Genomic DNA, 19,724 nt, shown 5'->3' on the forward strand with positions numbered 1-19,724 from the left:
GAATCCTTGAGTACTGAGCAGAAGATGAAGGCAGGTACGGCTTGACATCTCCCGCTGGAACAACGGAGCATGTTCAAGGAGTATCTGCCTTCTTAATTATTTCCCCCGATCCGTCTCCTTCTTCAGAATGCCTCATCTTCGATCTGAAACACGATCTCCTTTCACCATTTAAACTCCGCATCCGGCAATTCCGGTTCCAACAGTGCATTACGCCGTTTTTTTCAAAATTGCGCGCACAGGACTGCCGTCTGCCCCCTCGAGCTTAAGCGGCAGGGCGATCAGCTCATAATCCCCGGCATCCGCACGACTGAGATCGACGCTTTCCAAAATATGAATGCCCGAGAGACAGAGAGCGTGGTGGGCCGGAAGCTCCTTGCTGTCAATGGGATCAACGGAAGGAACATCGATGCCGAGCAGTTTCACCCCTTTTTCAGCGAGCAACGGAGCCGCATCAGGGCGCAGGCAGCAAAAGGAATCGGGAAAACGGTCCGGATCTTCCCAGGAATCCGTCCGAATCAGCAACCGTTCAACTCCCGTCAGATCATGGGCCGCCAATTCTTCCGCACCAATGCTCTCATACCCCGGCAAATGAAGCACTCTGGCCTTTCCCACAAAGATATCGGGTTCCAATTCATGCACCTTTTTGCCTGCTTCGGAAAAATGATACGGGGCATCAACATGGGTTCCCGCATGGGTGCTGAACACCACTTTGCCCACATTGACAGAACCGCTCTGTTCCTTGGTCCATTCCAGATTGAAAGAAAAAGGGGTATCCCCCGGCCAAACCGGCATGCCACCCCGCAACGTCCGCGATATATCAATCCATTTCATCTATGCGACTACTCCCCTCTCCTGTTGGAATCGTTCGTATGTTCGCTCCTCCATAATCCGCTTCAAGCGGTCAACCACATCCCATACATCGGCAAATGAAGTATATAAGGCAACGGGAGCAAGGCGAATCACATTGGGGGATCGGAAATCAGGAATCACTTTTTCCGCCTTCAACGCCTTGGCGATGCGCACCGCTTCCACATGTTCCAGAGCGACATGACCGCCGCGGCGCTCCTCCTCGACGGGGTTGCCGATGGTAAAGCCCATGCCGTCGAGTCTCACCCGAATCAGCTGCATCAAGTACTCCGTCAAAGCGAGCGATTTTTTCCGGATCCGCTCCATTCCCGCTTCAGCAAACATTTCCAGCGAACCAGACAGCGGTGCCATGCTCAGAATATGCGGTGTCCCCGTTTGGTACGCACCTGCACTCCCGGCAGGTTCAAATGTGTGATCCATGTCGAACTGCCGGTCCTTTCGCGAACCAAACCAACCGGCCAAACCGGGAGAGTGTGAATGATGCTTCTCATGCACATAAAGTCCGGCCACCCCTCCCGGGCCGCTGTTCAGATATTTATAGGTGCACCAAACGGCAAAATCAACCTGCCACGCATGAAATTGATGCAAAACGGCGCCAATTGAATGGCAAGCGTCAAATCCGATCAAAATCCCCTTTTCACGGGCCGCTTCTGTCAATTGCTTCACATTCAGCAATTGCCCGCTGCGATATAAAACGGTCGGGAGCAAAACCAACGCCACTTCCTCCGTCATGGCGGAGATGATCTCCTCTTCGCGCAAATACCGCCCGTCCTCGCTTTTGATACGGATCAGATTCTGTTCAGGATCCAATCCTTTTAACCTGATTATACTTTTTATAGCATAAATATCGGTGGGAAAATCAAGTTCATTCGCGACGATTTTTGTCCTGTTTCCGCACGGACGGTAAAAAGTGGCCAGCAATTGGTGCAGATTGGTCGTGGTCGAACCGGCCGCCACCACCTCGTGCGGCTTTGCCCCGACCAGCGGCGCCATTTGTCCTCCCAATTGCTCGGCCAAATAAAACCAAGGCTTGTCACCTTCTGTCCAGCCATCGATACCAAACTGCTTCCAGGCTTCAACCATGTGCATAACCGCCCGTTCCGCCCGTTTCGACAAAAGCCCGAGTGAATTCCCATCCATATACAACACGCCCTCAGGGATATAAAATTCCCTCCGGTAGGAGCGAAGCTCATCACGCTGATCCCGTTCCTCCGCATACTCCCTCGTCTGGGAAAATGACAGTTCCATACGGCTCCTCCTCACTATAATTTGGTTCTGACATCCCATAGTTCGGGAAAAAACCGGTGATCCAACACTTTTTTCAAATAAGGAACCCCGGATGACCCGCCCGTACCCGGTTTATGGCCGATAATCCGTTCCACCGTCTTCATGTGCCGGAACCGCCACTGCTGCAACCAGTCTTCGAGATCAACCAGCTTTTCCGCCAGTTCGTAGAGATCCCAATAGCGATCCACATGGCGGTACACTTCCAGCCAGGCAGCCTCAACATCAGGGCTCGGCTGGTAAGGCTGGCTGAAATCACGTTCAAGCACACGGGACGGAATGTCCAATCCCTCTCTGGCCAGCGCCTGAATAGACACATCGTACAAACTCGGGGAATAAAGGGCACGGGTAAGTGTGTCCAACAGCTCGGGGGAATTTTGATAAATTTGCAAAATGCGCTGATCCTTACGGCCCAAAGAAAATTCAATCAGGCGATACTGGTAAGATTGAAACCCGGACGCCCGCCCCAAATGATGGCGAAATTCCATATACTCGGCAGGAGTCAGTGTAGACAAAACATCCCAGGATTGAATAATCTGTGACTGAATCTTGGACACGCGCGCCAGCATTTTAAAAGCGGAAGATAAATCCCCCCGCTGAATATTCACAATCGCCGCTTTCAATTCATGCAGGATCAGCTTCATCCATAACTCGCTCACCTGATGGATAATGACAAACAACATTTCATCGTGGTGGCCGGATAACAATTTTTGGCTGGACAATAAAGACTGAAGCTGGAGGTAATCGCCGTAAGTCATATGTTCACGAAAATCAAGATGAATCTGTTCGGCATCAGGGTGTTGTTCGGGCATTTTCTCCCTCCGTCCGCTTTTTCTCGAATTTTTTTGCAAATCAAGTGAATGCTTTCCTGATATTTCGTATGAAAGCGCTCCCGAAACCTATTATAATAAAAAACATTACCCCTTGAAAAAATAAATTGAATAATGGGAATCATATCCATTAAAATAGGGATGGACACTCATTTATTCCGAAAGTTGGGACGGAGACATATGAACAAACTGCTGCTGTACACCACATGGGATTACTGGAAAAGCTGGAACGAAACCGGGCATGCCATCCCTGCGTGGACCGAAGATCACACCGGAGAATTCGAAATTTTGGTTGAATTCGACTGGAGTTCAATCGGGGAAATAACCGACAACGGCATGTTCATCATCAGCAAAAAGAAACCGGACATGTTCAGCCGGATTTATCTTTATACCAAATGGGAACTGTTCTGCCTGTGGCAACACGGACAAATACTTGAACTCGATCTCTGGACAAAAGATCACGTGACCAACTTTGAAGTGCTTTGTAGTTTCGCCTTTGACGAAATTCATGAACATACATATGGGGGCATGTTTATTGCCAAGAGAAAGGAAAACCCCTATTACTATCCCATTGTAAAAGAGGTTTGATATGTCTGTCAGCCGTTTTATTCAAGAAATCGATGCGATCAAAAGGGACTTGAAGGAATGCGAATGGCAAATTTATTATCACCAGGATGAGATGCAGCGGGCCCACCGTCAGGGAGAAAGCGAGATCGAACGCTACCACCGGCAGGAACAATTGCGCTGGGAACGAAAGATGCGCACATACATAAGCGAATTAATCCGGGCTGAACAGAAACTGGATGAGGCCAAAGCGGAAGAACGGGAGCGGCTGGAACTGGAAAACCAGGCAAAAAGGGAAGGAAAAAGCCGTAATTCCTGGTATTAGGCAGCACCGGGCCCGCATCCTCTTCGCATCAGGGGCTTTTCGAACTTTGTTTTTCCTTTTGGGTTAGGAAAAGAGCAGATGGTGGAATATTATTTATGACTTGTGCCAATATCCACATAATGAACCAATCATCCAGGGAGTGAGCTTATGAAGCGGGTGCCTTACGTTGCGAAATGGTGTTTATGCATCTTGTTAACCTTATCATTTGTGGCTGCCACCGGTTTTGTTTCACCCTCGGCTGATCCCGTTCCCCAAAAAGCGGCAAAGAAGTCGGACGGTTGTCCGAATATTGCTGATCTGGTCAAACCCGGGCCGGATGCGGCAGATGAAATTCAGGCGGCTCTGCCGAAATTGATCCGCAAAACCTATGGCAAAGACCCCCATTACAAGGTATGGGAAGCCAAACGGATCATCTCCCTCGCCGATCCTGATTCGTCTCCCTATTCTGACATAGCCAAACAGCAATGCGGAGAAGAGGTCGCGAACCAATCCTGGCTGGTCGATCTTTTCTTTCCCGAGTTTCTTCCGAGCGCAAGCCTCTCTCAAGGGCAAATCTTTGTGGCCAAAACAAAAAAAGGCTGGGTCGCTTGGTATCGCTATCATTAAACAAAAGAGCCGGTGGGAAGTTTTTCCCGCCGGCTCTTTTGATCTTGACCGAATGATCGGAATCGTTCTGTGCAAACTAAATCTGGAAACATTCACCTACAGGAGGAAAAAACATGTTTCGGAAAACAGCCGGAGAAACACTCGTCGATCTGCTCATCGAATGGGGAGTGGATCACATTTACGGGATGCCCGGAGATTCGATCAACTCGGTCATCGAGCCGCTCAGAAAAGCGCGTGACAAGATAAAATTCATTCAGGTTCGCCATGAAGAAGCGGGTGCCCTTGCTGCGGCAGCTTACGCCAAATTGACGGGAAAGCTCGGTGTTTGCCTGTCGATCGCCGGTCCGGGAGCCATCCATTTGCTCAACGGATTGTATGACGCCAAATTGGATCGCGTTCCCGTCCTGGCCATTACCGGCCAGGTAGAATCGGATCTGCTCGGAACAGACTATTTTCAGGAAGTGAATCTTGACCGCCTCTTTGATGATGTCGCCGTCTACAATCAGCGAATCATGTCAGCGGAACAGCTTCCAGCCGTCGTCAATCAGGCGATCCGCACCGCATATGTGAAAAAAGGCGTGTCCGTGCTGACCATTCCCGATGATATTCCCACTTTTGAATTGGAAAAAAAGGCGCTGGTCACCAGTACCTCTTATTCCGTTTCTGAAATCAGCCCTCCGTTGTCCGAATTGGAAAAGGCGAGGGAAATTCTGGATCAGGCCAAGCGGCCGGTAATATTGGCGGGAAAAGGCGCACAACATGCCAGTGATGCCTTGATCTCCTTTGCCGACAAACTCGCCTCCCCGATCGTTCTGTCCCTTCCGGCAAAAGGAACCATTCCCGATGAACATCCTCTGTGTCTGGGGGGATTGGGGCTGATCGGCACATCTCCCGCTTATCATGCCATGCAGACCGCAGATACACTGATCATGGTCGGCACTTCTTTTCCTTTTACCGGTTTTTTGCCGGAAGATGCCAATACGATTCAAATCGATATCGATCCGGCACAGATCGGCAAACGGTATCCGGTTGATCTCGGACTTGCCGGCGAAGCAGGAAAAACTCTCTCCTGGCTGACGGAAAAAATCAAGCGTCATGAAGATCGCTCTTATCTCGAAGAGCATCAAAAGATGATGAAGGAATGGTGGGAACGGCTAAAAAAACAGGAAGAGCAGGAAGCATCTCCGATGAAACCGCAAACGGTGATCAAAGCATTGCAGAAGATCGCCCACGATGATGCAATTCTGTCCGTCGATGTCGGGAACGTCACCGTCTGGGTGGCCCGCCATTTTCGCATGACCAGGCAAAAGTTCATCATCTCCAGCTGGCTGGCAACGCTCGGATGCGGACTGCCGGGGGCCATCGCCGCCAAAATTGCCCATCCCGAGCGCCAAGTGTTTGCCATCTGCGGCGACGGCGGCTTCGGGATGACCATGAACGATTTTGTCACTGCTGTAAAATACGACCTGCCCATCATCGTCGTTGTGTTAAACAACCATAAAATCGCAATGATCAAGTTTGAGCAGGAAGTAAAAGGAAACCTGGAATACGGAACCGATCTCCACAATCCGAACTTTGCGCGATACGCGGAAGCTTGCGGCGGTGTCGGATTCCGGGTGGAGAAGAGCGAAGATCTGCTCCCTGCCTTTATGCAGGCGAAAGAACTGAACAAACCCTGTATCATCGATGTCGTTGTCGATCCGGACGAAGCACCGATGCCCTCTCATATCACTTATGCCCAAATGTCCGGTTATGCCCGACACATGATTAAAGCCCTGTTTGAACAAGGAAAACTGGAACTTCCTCCTCTTTGAAAAACAGAATCTGCTTGAGACTGTTGCAAAAGATGACAGTCTCAAGCTCAATATCCTGCAACCTTTCCCGTCCTGCCGCTCATCATTGAAGTTCTTTGGCCAGTAGTTGCAATAATCCGACAAGTGTTACACTTTTCTCTTTCCCCATTCGCAAAAATGCTTGCGCCACCGCATCGTTCTTGATATCTGAACGCATTCTGCTGATGAGCTCATTTCCGCGCTCTGTCACCTGAAGCAACTTGCGGCGCCGGTCTTTCAAATCCGGAATCCGCACCACCAAATTTCTTCGTTCCAACAGGTCGATAATCGGAATCAGGGTTGGCGGTTCAATCGAAAAACTTTCCCCTAATTCCTTTACTGTCAAGTTCCCCTTGCTCAAACGAACCAAAATGGCATATTGGTGAGCCGTGATCTCTTCTCCCTGTTCCCTGAGCCGTTTCTCCAACTGTTGCTTGCTCATTTTGATAATCGTTCCAATACTCGCCAGGAAGGGCTCCGTAAGTTCCAACAACTCCTTTTCTTCCATCTGCTTGCTCCTTTCCACTTTATTAGCTATACGAATTATTCGCCTGTAAAAAGTATCACAAGCCGGAACGGCGGGGACACCAATCCCCTCCCGCTCTAAGTACTTCCCGTTCCCAGGTAGTTCCCGAAACGAGGTGATCGGTTTCTGTCCGTGATCTTGCATCCATATAAAAAGATAATGACACCAGTTTTAAAATACCATATCTTCGCCCGGATCACTATGTACGAACCAAAAAAAGGGGCAACATCACTTTTGATGTGCCCTGTCCTCAAGATATCTCCTCAGAAAATAATCAAAAACGGAACAAAAAACCCGAACGGGATAAAAAATGGTACAAAGAGTCTCACTTCTGCCTGACCGGAAGAACCCCTGGAACCGACGCGGGCCGGCAGAAACATGATTCCATTTTTGCGGACCTCGTCAATCGTCCCATAGAGTTTCTTTCCGTTCTTCAGCCGCAACATGATCGGTTTGCCAATGGCCTGGGTTAACTGATCATTGGGAATATACCGGTAACGAACCATCAGAAACCCTCCTTAACTCCAAAAAATTCAAGCAACCTATTCTATGAATGATTTGGAAAAACGGTAACGGCAAATGAAATAAATCACGATATAAGCAAAAGAGAATCATTGATATAATTCAACCCGGCTCTTTCTTCATATTTCTTCCTGTCTGGAACAATAGAGTCAATACTCAAAAACGCACAAAAAAACAGCGGCATCATCAGCCGCCAGCTTTTTGACAAGATCCCAAAACATGAATCCGCCGGGTAAGGGTGTTTTTCTTTGCTTCCGGTTCCTCCGTCACAAAGGTTGCTGCAAATAAACACCCATCCCTTCCTATTCGGTTTGTCAACATCCTCATTGTCATCATCAGTTGCTGTTTTTCAGTATGTTTAATGGAAGATAGCTTAAATCGAGAGGAAAACTTAACAAGCCGGCGGCTCTCCACCGCTTAAGAAACGCAACATTCCTTTCACCTCCCTTCAAGTCTGCTGTCTCATCCTCCTTCGATGGCTGCACTGAGCTGTGTATGCGCAAAATGGCAATGGCCGATGATTGGCAATCCGGGGCGAAAACGAGCTGTAAACAAAAGCATGATCCTTATTTTTATAAAACGGATAAGATTCAGCGGAGACAACTCCCCTTGTTCCTTGCCCGATCTGGTCTGCCAGTTTCATACCGCCATTTCTATGTTTAATAATTTTTAAAATAATTATACAAATGCCCTTTCGCTTTGGCAATACTTTTTATTTTAAAAAAACAAAAAACACCGACATCTTTAACCCTGAAACGGTTTGATTATTGACAGCCGTTTTATTGAAAAAAGAGGATTTACTCTGATATCCATCTGATATTGACATTATTTTTTTAAAAGATAAGAGTTTTCTCATCTATTTTGAGAAAAAGCGCCGGGCAACCACCCGAGCGCTTTTTGTGCGGAAACAAAAGGTTATTCGTCGAGAAACATCGCCCGAAACTCCGGGTCGCTCTTCACCGCGTCAAATTCCATCACCTGGTATTCAGCCACCCCGTTTTTAAAGAAGGGATCTTGTTCAATAATTTGTTCCACTTCTTCCCGTTTCTTCACCCTGAACAGGATCAGCCCGCCTGTTGGCGGAACCATCGGACCCGATGCGATCAATTGCTTCTTCCGATAGCATGTATCAAGATAATCCCGATGTGCCTGCCGATGCTTTGCCACCTCTTCCGTCGTCAGCAAATAGTGAAGAATGGCGAGAAACATATTTCATCCTCTCCGTTCGCCTGTCGAAATTTAAAAAAGTGACTCAAGTACTATATTGCCAGATTTGAAGGGGTATTTGTATTCTTATATAGAAATTTAAATCAAAATCATTAACATTGTCACCAGGAATCGTGGAAAGGAAGGAAGGAATTTGGGAATCGCACTGATCACCGGAGCCTCAGAGGGGATCGGAAAAGAACTCGCTTATCTCTTCGCCAAAGACGGGCATGATCTGGTGTTGGTCGCGCGCAATGTCGATCAGCTCAACAGGGTCGCCACCGAGATCGAAGAGCGTTATCAGCGAACGATCCACATCATCACCCAAGATTTAAGTCAGCCGGATGCTCCGCGCCAAATCCGCAATACGTGCGTAAGCCTCGGTCTGCAAATCGATTATCTCGTCAACAATGCCGGATTTGGATTGTATGGTCCGTTCGCCGAGCAACCGCTTGAAGACCTGATGCAGATGATCAATCTGAATATCAAGGCGCTGACGGCATTAACCCATTATTTTCTGCCTGATCTGCTCACCAGCAAAAGCGGCGGCATTTTAAATGTCGGTTCGATGGCCTCCTTTGTGCCCGGGCCATTGATGGCCGTTTACTACGCCAGTAAAGCCTATACGCTCTCTTTTACTGAAGCGCTGGCCCATGAGCTGAAAGAGAGCGGAGTCAAGGTAACCGCCTTGTGCCCCGGGCCGGTTAAAACCCGTTTTGCCATGCGGGCAAAGATGCACCAATCCCGGCTGACGGAGAAAAACGCCCTTGACGCTTTTACCGTCGCCAAGGCGGGATATGAAGGTTTGCTAAGCGGAAAGCCAGTCGTGGTTCCGGGAGCGGTGTTCCGGTCTCTGTTGTTCGGAACGCGCTTTTTGCCGCGAAACTGGATCGCATCATCCGTCATGCGCATCCAGCAGGATCGAACACCGCTCCGTTAATCTCTTTTCAGCGACATCGCTTTGAACCAGCGTTGTCGCTGTTATTTACCGTATTTTTTCACATAGTGGGCCAAAGTTTTTAACGGCCACACATAGGGATAGCTGTGATAATAAACATAAAATTGCCCGGCAAGCCCGGCCCCGACAGGGTATGTCCACTCCCTTCCGCGCCGTTCCAAAAGGGCGAACATCCTTTCCATCCCTTTTTCGATCTCAGGAGTCGGCCGGTCATGGCAAGCGATCAGCGCATCCAGTGCCCAGGCCGTTTGCACCGCAGTCGAATAGGGAAGGGAAACGAATCTGCCTTTCACATCGCTCGCACACGATTCTCCCCATCCTCCATCCTCTTTTTGCTTGCTCAAAAGCCAGTTTTTCCCTTTTTGAATCATCCGGTGCTCGGGTGGCACGCCAACGGAGGTGAGCCCGGTGATGGCCGCCCACGTTCCGTAAATAAAGGTGACACCCCAGCGCCCAAACCAGGAGCCGTCTCTCTTTTGATTGTGATAAAACCAACTCCAGGCACGCCTTGCTTCGGGCCGGTCAATCGTCCATCCGAGCTCCTGTCCGAAAAATCGCAGAGTGCGTCCGGTCAGATCCGCACTGGACGGGTCTCCCCAGACTGTCTTCCCGTCAGGATAAGGCATGAGCCGGAGCCACCTTTTATTCGTATTTTTTTCAAACGCCGGCCATCCTCCGTCATTGTTCTGCATAGAAATGAGCCACCTGACCCCGCGATCCCATTCTGTGCGGTAACGGCCGGACCGAACGGAAGGCGCGAGCGCACTTAAACTGGAGGAAGTATCATCGACATCGGGATTGATTGTGTTGAGATCGGAGAACCCCCATCCCCCCGGGGCCGCGTACGGGTTTTTGATTGACCAGTCTCCCGGGGATGTCTGCTGTCTGGATTTGAGATAATGAAGGCCTCGCTTAATGGCGGGATGGCTGATTCCCACCCCTGCTTCCTGAAGGACATGCAGGATCAGTGATGTATCCCAGACCGTCGAAGTCGTTTCCTGCAAATGGGTCCCATCCCCGAGCGGGAAGGCAAACTGCGCCAAACCGTTCATCGCTTTTTGAATCACCGGATGACGCCGGGAGTAACCCAGCGACAGAAGGGCAAAAATCATTAAAAACGTCGTGGTCATATAACTGTACAGAGTTCCGTCTTTTTCAACCCGGCTGAGCATAAAGGACTCACCCCAGCGCAAGGCTCTTTCATGCAACCGCCGGCGCAGTTCCGAACTAATCGAACTTTCGGGGAACAGCTGCTCCGCAGTCCAAACATATTCCGCTTTTCTCCCTGAACGGCGTTGAACCGGAAGCCATTCTTCCACTTCGTCAAACCCGTCGAGTCTTGTCGCATATTCGCGGTCTGCGGCGATGAGAATCGGTGCCAAATGCACCCGGGTATATCCGACAAAATCAAAAAAGGAAATCGGTCCCGAGGGTGGAAGCAAGAAAAATTCAACAGGCAACTTGATAAAATTGTTCCAACTGAAGTGCGACAACAGGGCCAGAACAACTTTGGTCAGGGAACCGGCGTTCCCCGCTCCCCCATTTTCCATTATATACTCCCGTGCTTTGCGCATCGCCGGATCATCCGGCTGTTTCACTTTCGCATACAGAAGGGCCAAACAGGCATCCACCGTGGTCGAAAGGTTTCCCTCCGGCTCATCTTCGTACAGTTTCCAGGTTCCATCCCCCGTTTGCCGGGAGAGAATACGTTCAATCAATAACGGTTCGAGCGGATCTCCCCTTCTTTTAAGCACCCGGTTTAACAACAAATAAAATGAATCGCACATCACCCCGCTTTCAAAACAGAAACGCCAGCTTCCGTCCGGACTCTGCTTGCGGAGCAATTCATCTGACAAGCGCCCGATCCATTTTTTTGCGCGATCGATATGCTCTCCGTGCATCCGCCAAAACTCCTTTTAAAAACGAATTTCAGGCATGTTGATTTGTATCAGATCGGAAGGAGAAACGAGGAGATTTTTGAGTCCCGGGCTCTTCTTTCGCTGACTCAGCAGCGATAAACCGCTCTGTTTCAAAAATCCCGCCATGAAACCATACATTGGTTGATCAACATACCTGACGTGATTTCTTTACAAAGATATTCATGGAATCAAATCACATGATCCCAACTGAATAAACCGGCAAAGAGAGCACAAAATATCATTGGGCAAGTTGAAAGGAGGGGAATCCAGATGACGGTAGGTACAAAAATCAAGCAAACGATCGCCAGCGCGGAATCGGTAGCAGCCAACCTGCGTTCTTTTGCCCTTGACACCAACAACCAACAAGCAAAGCAAACATACAACCAATTGGCGCAAAACGTTGACACAGTGGTTCAACAACTGAAAGCGCGCGAACAGGAAATTATGAGCGAAGAGCCGCAATACAACCAACAATAATAAAAAATCGGAACCGAACACGCTTTTTCGGTTCCGATTTCCTGCTTCATCCACGCGGCTTAAACAGGAGCGCCGCCAAAAAGCCAAAAATGATTGCCGCTGAAATTCCGGCACTTGTCACTTCAAAAATTCCCGTGATGACACCGACCAAACCATACTTATTCGCTTCCATCATCGCACCGTGAACCAATGCGTTTCCAAAGCTCGTGATCGGCACTGTCGCCCCGGCGCCGGCAAACTTGATCAGCGGCTCATATAGACCCAAGCCGTCCAGAATCGCTCCGACTACCACCAGCGTACTCGTCGTATGGGCGGGGGTCAGTTTTAATCCATCCATCATCAATTGACCGATCACGCAAATAATCCCCCCGACCACAAATGCCCAGAAAAAGATCATTTTTTCGGGTCTCCTCCCTTTTCAATCGCCACAGCGTGAGCGATACAAGGTATCGTTTCTTTTTGCTGATAACTGATCGGAGACAACAGAGCTCCGGTTGCCACGATCAACACTTTGCGCAGTTCTCCGTTCTTCATGCGGTTGAGGACATGTCCGTAAGTGACGCAAGCGGAACAGGCACAACCGCTCCCCCCCGCCTGAACGGGCTGTTGCTCATCGTAAATCATCAAACCGCAATCCCCAAACTTCTCTTCCGGCAGTTTAAGGCCATGCTTCACCAACAAATCCCCGGCAATGCGATGACCGATCTTCCCAAGGTCGCCGGTTAAAATCAAATCGTATTCGTCTTCGGAAAGCCCCAGATCACGAAAATGGCCCTCGATCGTATCGACAGCCGCCGGAGCCATCGCCGCCCCCATATTGAACGGGTCACTGATCCCCATATCAACGACACGGCCAACTGTTGCCGCTGCCACGTAGATTTCATCTTTGGTCTTTTTGGAAGTGAGGACAGCCGCACCTGCTCCTGTCACCGTCCATTGTGCGGTCTGAGGTTTTTGCCCTCCGTATTCCGTCGGGTAACGGAATTGCTTTTCAACCGCAGCATTGTGACTGGCTGTGCCCACCAGAACTTTGTCGCCAAACCCGCTGCTGACAATCAACGCGCCGAGCGCCAAACTCTCCATCGAAGTGGAACAGGCCCCAAACAAACCGAGATAAGGCACAGCCAAAGTCCTTGCCGCAAAGCTGCTGGAGATCACTTGGTTCATCAAATCCCCGGACAAAAAAAACTGGATGTCGTCCGCTTTCATCCCCGCCTTGTCCACAGCTTTCTTACACGCCTGTTCCAACAACATCTTTTCCGCTTTTTCAAAACTGTCCTGCCCCAGCCACAGATCGCCGTGCAAAAAATCAAAGTCCTCTGCCAGCGGTCCGTTCGCTTCAAACGGGCCCCCGACAGCGCTGCTTGCTGCAATATAGGGCCGGTTCTCAAACACCCATGTTCTTCCCTGAATCACTCAGAATCCTCCCAAACTTTTTATGATCACTTTGATTGTGCTGATCACAAATGCGGAAAATACCCCAAATACAATTACCGACCCTGCCAGTTTAAACATATTGCCCCCGACCCCCAGAACGTATCCTTCGGAACGATGTTCGATCGCCGCTGAAGAGATCGCGTTGGCAAATCCGGTCACCGGAATGATGGTTCCCGCCCCGGCCACTTGTGCAATATGGTCATAAACCCCGAATCCTGTCAAAAGGACTGAAATAAAAATCAAGGTTGCTACAGTCGGATCTCCGGCTGTTTTTTCGTTAAACCCGAAAAAATGAATGTAAAAAGTGGAAATCAATTGTCCGAGCAAACAAATTGCCCCGCCAATAAAAAAAGCACACAGGCAATTCTTTAAAATAGGGCGTTTGGGTTCGCGTCCTTTCACAAACTGATGATATTCCTGTTGAACAGGGGTTAGCTTTTTTCTCGTTTCTTTTAACACTGCGCTCACCTCATCTTAACGTTCCCTTTATCTATTAAGTAATTTTTGGTAAAAACCAAAACGTTTTATACCTGCATTGGCAAACCAGGACATAAAATACGCAAAAAAAGTCCAAAACACAGTCCTGGTAAAGATTCTTTCCTGTCGGCCCATTCCGATGATAAAACGAAGCAAGATTGCGCGAATTGCGTGGAACCACGACCTGATCAACATGGACTTTCAGGGAAAAATAAAAGAAGACCCGAACAAGGCCTTCTCTTGAAACGCTCATATTTGGCAAGGGCATGCAATCCTGTTGGTTTTTGTGGTAGAATGTTGCTCTCCGTTTGCCTCCAACTTCCCAGTTATTTTAATTTTAATTAAAAACGTTGTATTAAAGAATATTTTTCTTCTTTATCTCAAGCAAATATATCATAAGAACGGCCGGCCAAAATGCGAACCCCTTTTTCCATCTCGACCTCGATTAAATCCATCAAAGGAAGCTGAATCTGTGTTCCGTCCGCCAGGTGCAGTTTGATCGTTTTTACCCTTCGCTCCGGTTTATGATCAACATAGCAGACAACCCGGATGCCTTCGTTAACCTCCATTTGGTTCTCTTTGATTTCGTTTTTGAGCAATTCGATTTGCGAACGTTGCTTCAAATCTGACAAAAACGGTTGCACCTGTTCCATTTGTCCTTCCACCAGTACCTTTAACATTTGCTTGTCCCCTCCCAAAAGTCGCGTGAGCTTTTATGAAATAGGCAAGGAATTGTTGGCTAAAACCTCTTGATTACAGTTTATAAATCTAAATACTCATTTGCAAATTAATAAAAAATCACGCTGAAAAGAAGGTATTTTGAACATATGTGCCAAAATAGATAAATATCTGAACAAAACAACGAATATGTTCATCCATTTTTTGCACATATGTACAAAAACGGTATGATTTCCCTCTCAATCAACCAAAAAAATTTTTTAAATTGGGAGGTGAACCTTTTGTTACCGCTGGATCATGAGAATGCGGGCAAAGTGATTCGCAAGAGAAGAAAGGAACTGGGGTTAAGGCAGAGCGATCTGGTCGATGATGTGGTCAAATTGCACTCCATCCGCAAAGCGGAAAAAGGGGAAGTCGTCAACGATGACATCTACATGCGCATTTGCGAAAAGCTGGACATCGATTTGCAGCAACTCCTGGAAACTTATGAAGATGAATGCGACAAAGAAGAGCGCCTGCGGTTTCTCTTATTTGCGATTGAACATGATATCGATCTCGTCGGCCCCGAGGAAGGTTTGGAGCAGCTGAGAAATATCGAAATCGCAAAAGATTCACCGCTTCAAACCTTTGTCTATTTTCTGAAAGGAAAATGTTATGACCGCAAAACGCAGTGGAAAAAAGCGCAAGCCCAATACATGAAAACGCTCAGTCTCTTGAACCAGTTTCCCGAACTGGAAGACAGCAATCTGAAAGCCTCAACGTACAACGAATTGGGACGGTGCTGTTATTATCAGAACAATCTGGAACAGGCGCTCAATTATATTGAAAAAGGACTGGAATCGTATAATAAAAATGGTGAACGCGACTATATTATCTACCATTTGATGATCAGCAAAACGATTTATCTGGAAAAGATGAGCCGCAACGAGGATGCTTTTCGCACATTGGAATTTTTATGGGATCATATCGGCGAAATCGACAGCATGGAAATCCGCTTGTCGATGTACGAAGTTCACTCCGTGCTGCTGGCCAAGCAGGAACTGTACGAAAAAGCTGCGCAAGCGGCCACCCGCGGCATTCAACTCGCGCGAATCGACCAGAATGTGGATCGTTCGTTTGAGCTTTGGACGGCGTTGGGTGAGAGCTATAAAAACCGCGGTGATTTCTTTAAAGCCGAGATTTGTTTTCGCACCGCGCTGAAATTGGAGAAAAAAATCAGAAAAAAGAACATGCTGGTCTCTACCTATACACAACTCGGCATGCTGTACTTAAAGTCAAAAAAAATCTCCTCTGCGCAAAGCGCATTGCTGAAAGCGGTGCAAATCGGGCAAAAAACCAATGACGCCCTTAAGTATTGCAACGCACTGGTCGCTTTGGGCGATTGCTATATGAAACAGGGCAAGGATCTGGATGCCCGCTCCTGTTTCCAACAAGCGCTTTCCTTTGCGGAAAAGCATGGTTTGAAAATCCATCTGCCCGATATCCTGGTCAAATTGGCAAAATGTTGCGAGAGAGAAGACCCGGCTACTTATGAAAAGTACAAAAACCGCTTCTTCCAGTATTACGTGCAAATGATGTTTGAGAAAGGAGGCGAAAAAAGTTGAAACACCTCTTTGACGGCGAACCGCCAGCCTGCTGACTCGTTGATTCCAATGAAACCGTGAACGGGATGCAGCGTTTTGCGCTGCATTTTTTATTTTTTCGACAAAAACCGCCAAAACCGGTTGGAATTTGCCCTTACTTTTCAATCTTATCCACAACTTTTGTAGAAAGTTTATAACTAAATGACAGAAATGTCAATCTCCTCAGGCGATTTTTTGGGACATGTTTCGATTTTGTTCGACAACCAGAAAACCTTCGTAATTTCTTCTCCATTCCTGCCTATATTATATACAGGCAAGGTTTCTCATTTGCCCAAAAAGAGGTGAAAAACAATGTTAAACATTTATATTTCCGGAGAAGATGGCGTATTACAGGAAATAAACGAATTTGCCAAAGGTGCATGGGTTCACCTCACCGCTCCCGATGAGGAAGAAATTCAAAAAGTGGTGCAGTCGCTGGGAATTCCCGCCGATTTTATCCGTGATCCCCTGGACGAGGAGGAGCGGTCACGCATCGACAAGGAAGGAGACAATCTCCTGATCATAGTGGATATTCCCATCCTTGAAAATGAAGGAAGCAGGGATGAACAATATATTACGATCCCCCTCGGAATGATTGTAACCCCGGACCTGTTCATCACTGTCTGTCTGAAAGAAACACCCATTGTCCAGCAATTTATCACCAACAAGATCAAAAATTTCTATACTTATATGAAGACACGGTTCATCCTGCAACTTCTTTACCGGATTTCAACCTATTATTTAACCTATTTGAAACAGATAAACCGCAAAACGAGCAAACTTGAGAACAAATTGCAGGAATCGATGCAGAATCAAGAGCTGTTCTCCATGTTAAGCCTGGAAAAGAGCCTGGTCTACTTTACCACCTCGCTCAAAACAAACAATCTCGTCACCGAAAAACTGTTAAAAAACCAGTACCTGAAGATGTATGAAGAAGATCAGCATCTGTTGGAAGATGTCATCATCGAAAACAAACAGGCGATGGAGATGACGGAGATCTACAGCCATATTTTAAGCGGAATGATGGATGCGTTTGCCTCGGTCATCTCCAACAACGTGAACCATGTGATGAAGGTTCTCACCTCGTTTACCATCGTGCTCACCTTCCCGACGATGGTGGCCAGTTTATTCGGAATGAATGTCCCTTTGCCCTTTGAACATTATCGCCATGCTTTTTTGATCATTTTGCTGTTATCTTTATTGTTGTCATGTATTACGGCGATGATCTTCTGGAAAAAGAAATACTTCTAACTGACAAAAAACGGGATCATACCGCCTTTTTCGTGAACATAAACTAGGAGGAGAAATTCAAGGAGGTCAAAGCATGATTCCTTTTGACCCGGCTCATTACTCCTATCAATATCAGATTTATCCGTATGTACCTTACTGCCGCCTGAAGGAACTCCCACATTTCCGTGTTCCCCATTCCAATCCACATCGGGGTCGTCCTCCCCGTCCCAATCCCATTTTCCCCCGGCGTCCTTCGCGTCCGATCCGGCCGCCTCGTCCCATTCCGCCGGGTAATCCGCCTCCTTTCACTCCCTATCCATATTGGGATCTGTATTGATCGCCCAGGCTCTGGGCTTTTTTATCTTCCCTCTGTTGCGAAAGCAAAAGTAGTCGAGATCATCCACGTCAAAGTAACTGTTCCTTTCATGGACGGAATCGGCGACAAGTTCCTGTTTCATCATTGCCAAGACATCCAATCGGTTTTCGCGAACATTTCGCGAAGCAGTCCAAATTCTGCCGATGTCAAATTGGAAAAATATATTTTGATTCGGCATCGCCATCCTCCTATCGTCAATCTTTTTATGATCAAGCGATATGTAACTACATGCTTCCACTCCGGGGGTAAACTCCGGTTATATGGCCACCCGGATTCCAACGTTGTCTCTTTTTCCCTCAATGGAGTGCAAGCAAGTAGAAAAAATTCATTCTCGATGATGCCGTTAACAAATGACATTTCAGACAATACTCCTTGATGAATCTTAAAAAGTAAGTTTGCGTTGCGTCATCGGCGTATCAAATACATCAGTGTCGAATGTAGGCGTGCAAAACAGATTGACGGCAAAGTCGCCATTGTTGAAACTAGCTGTGTTGTTTGTTTGCAAGCTGTCATTCTGGACCAACAGATTCAGCAGGTTATTCAGATTCAGTTCTCCGCTCGAAGAGGTGCTGTTAAATTTCATCAACGGTAAAAACAACATTGTGCATCCACCCTTTGATTTCCTTTTGCTCCCCATTAAATATACGTGCAGGCCGGGGGCGGGACAGATTCCGATCCGGTTGACACAATGGACGGTTACCAACATCATCTTCGGCAAAGCCGCCTACATACATTTCTCCTGAAACTCCTGCATGGTTTTAAAGAGTAACTTTTGATTGGGTGATCGGCGTATCAAATACATCAGTGTCGAACGTGGGCGTCCAAAACAGATTCACGGCAAAATCGCCATTGTTGAAACTAGCTGTGTTGTTTGTTTGCAAGCTGTCATTCTGGATCAGCAGATTCAGCAGGTTATTCAGATTCAGCTCTCCGCTCGAAGAGGTGTTGTTAAATTTCATTCTCGGTAAAAACAGCATCATCCATCATCCTTTGTTTTATTTTCAGTTGAAACGAAGCATTTCCCGCTCTGACCCGCAGGCCTAAATAAGCTTGACTTCCGCTATCGGCGTGTCAATCAGATCCTGATCACAGATTGGTGCATTAACCACTTGAATCGGTGCATCCCCCGTGTGGCTATTGACCGAATTGCTCTTATTGAAGCTGTGATGATAGGCCAGAAAATTCAAGCCATAAGACAAATTCACCTTGGCGGTTGCCGACACGTTATTTACTTTAAACGGTCCAACAATAATCGGCTGGATCATCGTGATCTTCCTTTCGCAAACTAGACGATCTTGATCTGGGAAATGGGAGTATCCATAAAATCCTGATCATAAATCGGCCCGTACATCAGGGACAATACCAGATCACCCAGGTTGTTACTGGAGATATTGTTCTTCTGAAAACTTTCCTGGTTCAGCAAGAGATTGACCGGAGACATATTAAGCTGTCCCGAACTGGAAATATTGTTCAATTTGATCAAAAAGGGCATCCCTGACCCTCCCCATTTTTTAGTAAGGCTTTACTTCTCCCATCACTGAATCCAGCACATCCGGGTCTATGATCGCTCCGATGTGGGTAATCCGCAGCGCATCACCAACTGTCGAACTGGCTCCGTTACTTTTCGCGGAACTCTCGGAAAAGAGAGACACCGTGCAAGGAGCCACATTGATATTGGCTGTTGACGTAACAGAGATGATCTCCGCACTTCCAACGTAAATCGCCATTACTTTACCTCCCAATCATTCATTTATCGGTGGATCAGTACAGGGTGGTCATTCGTATCCGGATCAATGACCGGGTTTGCCGCTTTAATCACTGCACCATCTCCCGCCGTCGAAACCCCTGTATTTGCTTTTTGAAAGCTGAGTGGCAAAACGGATATGTGCGTACCGATCGTCACTGACGATGTCATGGAGACCGAGTTTATTTTTAATACGCCAACCTTGATGTTCAAAATACTTCCTCCTTAATCATTTGCCACAAGC

Annotated in this window: 26 protein-coding genes; 8 read left to right on the forward strand and 18 right to left on the reverse strand. The window is 47.7% G+C overall.

The window, feature by feature from the left end:
* Positions 1-207: 207 nt before the first annotated feature.
* Genes kynB through kynA form a run of 3 tightly spaced genes read right to left on the reverse strand, consistent with a single transcriptional unit; the run spans position 208 to position 2,963 of the window.
* Positions 208-831, reverse strand: coding sequence for an arylformamidase (gene kynB / locus I8U19_RS05820; RefSeq protein ID WP_033101087.1), 624 nt, complete (start codon positions 829-831; stop codon positions 208-210).
* On the reverse strand, positions 832-2,115 hold the full coding sequence (gene kynU, locus I8U19_RS05825; RefSeq protein ID WP_198055422.1) for a kynureninase: 1,284 nt from the start codon (positions 2,113-2,115) through the stop codon (positions 832-834).
* 14 nt (positions 2,116-2,129) lie between these two features.
* On the reverse strand, positions 2,130-2,963 hold the full coding sequence (gene kynA / locus I8U19_RS05830) for a tryptophan 2,3-dioxygenase (RefSeq protein ID WP_033101188.1): 834 nt from the start codon (positions 2,961-2,963) through the stop codon (positions 2,130-2,132).
* A 198-nt stretch (positions 2,964-3,161) separates the two neighbouring features.
* On the opposite strand from kynA, the gene I8U19_RS05835 reads away from it, so the two are divergent.
* The 4 genes from I8U19_RS05835 (at position 3,162) to I8U19_RS05850 (ending at position 6,290) form a co-directional block, all read left to right on the forward strand.
* Positions 3,162-3,569, forward strand: a complete 408-nt coding sequence (locus I8U19_RS05835; protein WP_198055423.1) for a hypothetical protein — start codon at positions 3,162-3,164, stop codon at positions 3,567-3,569.
* A 1-nt stretch (position 3,570) separates the two neighbouring features.
* Positions 3,571-3,870, forward strand: coding sequence for a hypothetical protein (locus tag I8U19_RS05840; protein WP_033101084.1), 300 nt, complete (start codon positions 3,571-3,573; stop codon positions 3,868-3,870).
* Between the two features lie 147 nt (positions 3,871-4,017).
* Entirely contained in the window at positions 4,018-4,476 is a 459-nt protein-coding gene (locus I8U19_RS05845) for a hypothetical protein (RefSeq protein WP_198055424.1), read from the forward strand.
* A gap of 113 nt (positions 4,477-4,589) precedes the next feature.
* Positions 4,590-6,290 (forward strand): pyruvate oxidase, encoded by a 1,701-nt coding sequence (locus I8U19_RS05850; RefSeq protein WP_198055425.1) that lies wholly within the window; start codon positions 4,590-4,592, stop codon positions 6,288-6,290.
* A gap of 82 nt (positions 6,291-6,372) precedes the next feature.
* Here I8U19_RS05850 and I8U19_RS05855 read toward each other — a convergent pair whose 3' ends face one another.
* The 3 genes from I8U19_RS05855 to I8U19_RS05865 all read right to left on the reverse strand — a co-directional run bounded on the left by I8U19_RS05855 (position 6,373) and on the right by I8U19_RS05865 (position 8,565).
* A complete protein-coding gene (locus I8U19_RS05855) occupies positions 6,373-6,816 on the reverse strand; it encodes a MarR family winged helix-turn-helix transcriptional regulator (protein ID WP_052154205.1) in 444 nt (147 codons plus the stop codon).
* A gap of 281 nt (positions 6,817-7,097) precedes the next feature.
* The gene (locus I8U19_RS05860) at positions 7,098-7,340 is read right to left on the reverse strand and encodes a hypothetical protein (RefSeq protein WP_033101082.1); all 243 of its coding nucleotides are present in this window, start codon (positions 7,338-7,340) and stop codon (positions 7,098-7,100) included.
* 931 nt (positions 7,341-8,271) lie between these two features.
* Positions 8,272-8,565 carry a YciI family protein gene (locus I8U19_RS05865; protein WP_198055426.1) on the reverse strand — a complete coding sequence of 98 codons (294 nt, stop codon included), beginning with the start codon at positions 8,563-8,565 and terminating at the stop codon, positions 8,272-8,274.
* 151 nt (positions 8,566-8,716) lie between these two features.
* Here I8U19_RS05865 and I8U19_RS05870 point away from each other — a divergent pair, with 151 nt between their 5' ends.
* Entirely contained in the window at positions 8,717-9,502 is a 786-nt protein-coding gene (locus tag I8U19_RS05870) for an SDR family NAD(P)-dependent oxidoreductase (protein WP_198055427.1), read from the forward strand.
* Between the two features lie 41 nt (positions 9,503-9,543).
* On the opposite strand, the gene I8U19_RS05875 is transcribed toward I8U19_RS05870, so the two are convergent.
* A complete protein-coding gene (locus I8U19_RS05875) occupies positions 9,544-11,421 on the reverse strand; it encodes a terpene cyclase/mutase family protein (RefSeq protein ID WP_198055428.1) in 1,878 nt (625 codons plus the stop codon).
* A gap of 288 nt (positions 11,422-11,709) precedes the next feature.
* On the opposite strand from I8U19_RS05875, the gene I8U19_RS05880 reads away from it, so the two are divergent.
* Entirely contained in the window at positions 11,710-11,916 is a 207-nt protein-coding gene (locus tag I8U19_RS05880; protein ID WP_198055429.1) for a DUF1657 domain-containing protein, read from the forward strand.
* A gap of 46 nt (positions 11,917-11,962) precedes the next feature.
* On the opposite strand, the gene spoVAE is transcribed toward I8U19_RS05880, so the two are convergent.
* The 4 genes from spoVAE to I8U19_RS05900 form a co-directional block, all read right to left on the reverse strand.
* Positions 11,963-12,313, reverse strand: coding sequence for a stage V sporulation protein AE (gene spoVAE / locus I8U19_RS05885; protein WP_033101076.1), 351 nt, complete (start codon positions 12,311-12,313; stop codon positions 11,963-11,965).
* On the reverse strand, positions 12,310-13,332 hold the full coding sequence (gene spoVAD, locus I8U19_RS05890) for a stage V sporulation protein AD (RefSeq protein ID WP_198055430.1): 1,023 nt from the start codon (positions 13,330-13,332) through the stop codon (positions 12,310-12,312). The genes spoVAE and spoVAD overlap by 4 nt, the downstream gene beginning before the upstream one ends.
* Positions 13,333-13,812 carry a stage V sporulation protein AC gene (spoVAC, locus tag I8U19_RS05895; protein ID WP_033101074.1) on the reverse strand — a complete coding sequence of 160 codons (480 nt, stop codon included), beginning with the start codon at positions 13,810-13,812 and terminating at the stop codon, positions 13,333-13,335.
* Between the two features lie 398 nt (positions 13,813-14,210).
* Positions 14,211-14,510, reverse strand: a complete 300-nt coding sequence (locus tag I8U19_RS05900; protein WP_033101073.1) for a hypothetical protein — start codon at positions 14,508-14,510, stop codon at positions 14,211-14,213.
* A gap of 279 nt (positions 14,511-14,789) precedes the next feature.
* Between I8U19_RS05900 and I8U19_RS05905 the strand changes: the two genes are divergently transcribed.
* Positions 14,790-16,112, forward strand: coding sequence for a helix-turn-helix domain-containing protein (locus I8U19_RS05905; protein ID WP_033101072.1), 1,323 nt, complete (start codon positions 14,790-14,792; stop codon positions 16,110-16,112).
* Positions 16,113-16,442: 330 nt separating this feature from the next.
* Entirely contained in the window at positions 16,443-17,381 is a 939-nt protein-coding gene (locus I8U19_RS05910; protein ID WP_198055431.1) for a magnesium transporter CorA family protein, read from the forward strand.
* A gap of 284 nt (positions 17,382-17,665) precedes the next feature.
* Here the strand turns inward: I8U19_RS05910 and I8U19_RS05915 are convergent, their stop codons facing one another.
* The 7 genes from I8U19_RS05915 to I8U19_RS05945 all read right to left on the reverse strand — a co-directional run bounded on the left by I8U19_RS05915 (position 17,666) and on the right by I8U19_RS05945 (position 19,693).
* A complete protein-coding gene (locus tag I8U19_RS05915) occupies positions 17,666-17,914 on the reverse strand; it encodes a hypothetical protein (RefSeq protein WP_198055432.1) in 249 nt (82 codons plus the stop codon).
* Positions 17,915-18,118: 204 nt separating this feature from the next.
* Positions 18,119-18,337: a hypothetical protein gene (locus I8U19_RS05920; protein ID WP_152568548.1), complete on the reverse strand. Its 219-nt coding sequence runs from the start codon at positions 18,335-18,337 to the stop codon at positions 18,119-18,121.
* Between the two features lie 157 nt (positions 18,338-18,494).
* Positions 18,495-18,713, reverse strand: a complete 219-nt coding sequence (locus I8U19_RS05925; RefSeq protein WP_033101069.1) for a hypothetical protein — start codon at positions 18,711-18,713, stop codon at positions 18,495-18,497.
* A 63-nt stretch (positions 18,714-18,776) separates the two neighbouring features.
* Positions 18,777-19,001, reverse strand: coding sequence for a spore germination protein (locus I8U19_RS05930; RefSeq protein WP_198055433.1), 225 nt, complete (start codon positions 18,999-19,001; stop codon positions 18,777-18,779).
* Positions 19,002-19,021: 20 nt separating this feature from the next.
* Positions 19,022-19,228: a hypothetical protein gene (locus I8U19_RS05935; RefSeq protein ID WP_198055434.1), complete on the reverse strand. Its 207-nt coding sequence runs from the start codon at positions 19,226-19,228 to the stop codon at positions 19,022-19,024.
* A 19-nt stretch (positions 19,229-19,247) separates the two neighbouring features.
* The gene (locus tag I8U19_RS05940) at positions 19,248-19,463 is read right to left on the reverse strand and encodes a hypothetical protein (protein WP_033101067.1); all 216 of its coding nucleotides are present in this window, start codon (positions 19,461-19,463) and stop codon (positions 19,248-19,250) included.
* A gap of 23 nt (positions 19,464-19,486) precedes the next feature.
* Positions 19,487-19,693, reverse strand: coding sequence for a spore germination protein (locus I8U19_RS05945; protein ID WP_033101066.1), 207 nt, complete (start codon positions 19,691-19,693; stop codon positions 19,487-19,489).
* Positions 19,694-19,724: the final 31 nt, after the last annotated feature.

The organism is Thermoactinomyces sp. CICC 10523 (assembly GCF_016055105.1).
Taxonomy (GTDB): Bacteria; Bacillota; Bacilli; order Thermoactinomycetales; family Thermoactinomycetaceae; genus Thermoactinomyces_A; species Thermoactinomyces_A daqus.

Excerpts from the sequence above, each read along its gene's own strand:
- I8U19_RS05845 (WP_198055424.1), top strand. The coding sequence starts at position 4,018 with ATGAAGCGGGTGCCTTACGTTGCGAAATGGTGTTTATGCATCTTGTTA.
- I8U19_RS05920 (WP_152568548.1), bottom strand. The coding sequence starts at position 18,337 with ATGTTGTTTTTACCGTTGATGAAATTTAACAGCACCTCTTCGAGCGGA.
- I8U19_RS05855 (WP_052154205.1), bottom strand. The coding sequence starts at position 6,816 with ATGGAAGAAAAGGAGTTGTTGGAACTTACGGAGCCCTTCCTGGCGAGT.
- I8U19_RS05915 (WP_198055432.1), bottom strand. The coding sequence starts at position 17,914 with ATGCCGAATCAAAATATATTTTTCCAATTTGACATCGGCAGAATTTGG.
- I8U19_RS05880 (WP_198055429.1), top strand. The coding sequence starts at position 11,710 with ATGACGGTAGGTACAAAAATCAAGCAAACGATCGCCAGCGCGGAATCG.
- I8U19_RS05850 (WP_198055425.1), top strand. The coding sequence starts at position 4,590 with ATGTTTCGGAAAACAGCCGGAGAAACACTCGTCGATCTGCTCATCGAA.
- spoVAE (WP_033101076.1), bottom strand. The coding sequence starts at position 12,313 with ATGATCTTTTTCTGGGCATTTGTGGTCGGGGGGATTATTTGCGTGATC.
- I8U19_RS05860 (WP_033101082.1), bottom strand. The coding sequence starts at position 7,340 with ATGGTTCGTTACCGGTATATTCCCAATGATCAGTTAACCCAGGCCATT.
- I8U19_RS05865 (WP_198055426.1), bottom strand. The coding sequence starts at position 8,565 with ATGTTTCTCGCCATTCTTCACTATTTGCTGACGACGGAAGAGGTGGCA.
- I8U19_RS05925 (WP_033101069.1), bottom strand. The coding sequence starts at position 18,713 with ATGCTGTTTTTACCGAGAATGAAATTTAACAACACCTCTTCGAGCGGA.
- I8U19_RS05935 (WP_198055434.1), bottom strand. The coding sequence starts at position 19,228 with ATGCCCTTTTTGATCAAATTGAACAATATTTCCAGTTCGGGACAGCTT.
- I8U19_RS05910 (WP_198055431.1), top strand. The coding sequence starts at position 16,443 with ATGTTAAACATTTATATTTCCGGAGAAGATGGCGTATTACAGGAAATA.
- I8U19_RS05875 (WP_198055428.1), bottom strand. The coding sequence starts at position 11,421 with ATGCACGGAGAGCATATCGATCGCGCAAAAAAATGGATCGGGCGCTTG.
- I8U19_RS05835 (WP_198055423.1), top strand. The coding sequence starts at position 3,162 with ATGAACAAACTGCTGCTGTACACCACATGGGATTACTGGAAAAGCTGG.
- I8U19_RS05940 (WP_033101067.1), bottom strand. The coding sequence starts at position 19,463 with ATGGCGATTTACGTTGGAAGTGCGGAGATCATCTCTGTTACGTCAACA.
- I8U19_RS05930 (WP_198055433.1), bottom strand. The coding sequence starts at position 19,001 with ATGATCCAGCCGATTATTGTTGGACCGTTTAAAGTAAATAACGTGTCG.
- I8U19_RS05840 (WP_033101084.1), top strand. The coding sequence starts at position 3,571 with ATGTCTGTCAGCCGTTTTATTCAAGAAATCGATGCGATCAAAAGGGAC.
- kynB (WP_033101087.1), bottom strand. The coding sequence starts at position 831 with ATGAAATGGATTGATATATCGCGGACGTTGCGGGGTGGCATGCCGGTT.
- kynA (WP_033101188.1), bottom strand. The coding sequence starts at position 2,963 with ATGCCCGAACAACACCCTGATGCCGAACAGATTCATCTTGATTTTCGT.
- kynU (WP_198055422.1), bottom strand. The coding sequence starts at position 2,115 with ATGGAACTGTCATTTTCCCAGACGAGGGAGTATGCGGAGGAACGGGAT.
- I8U19_RS05900 (WP_033101073.1), bottom strand. The coding sequence starts at position 14,510 with ATGTTAAAGGTACTGGTGGAAGGACAAATGGAACAGGTGCAACCGTTT.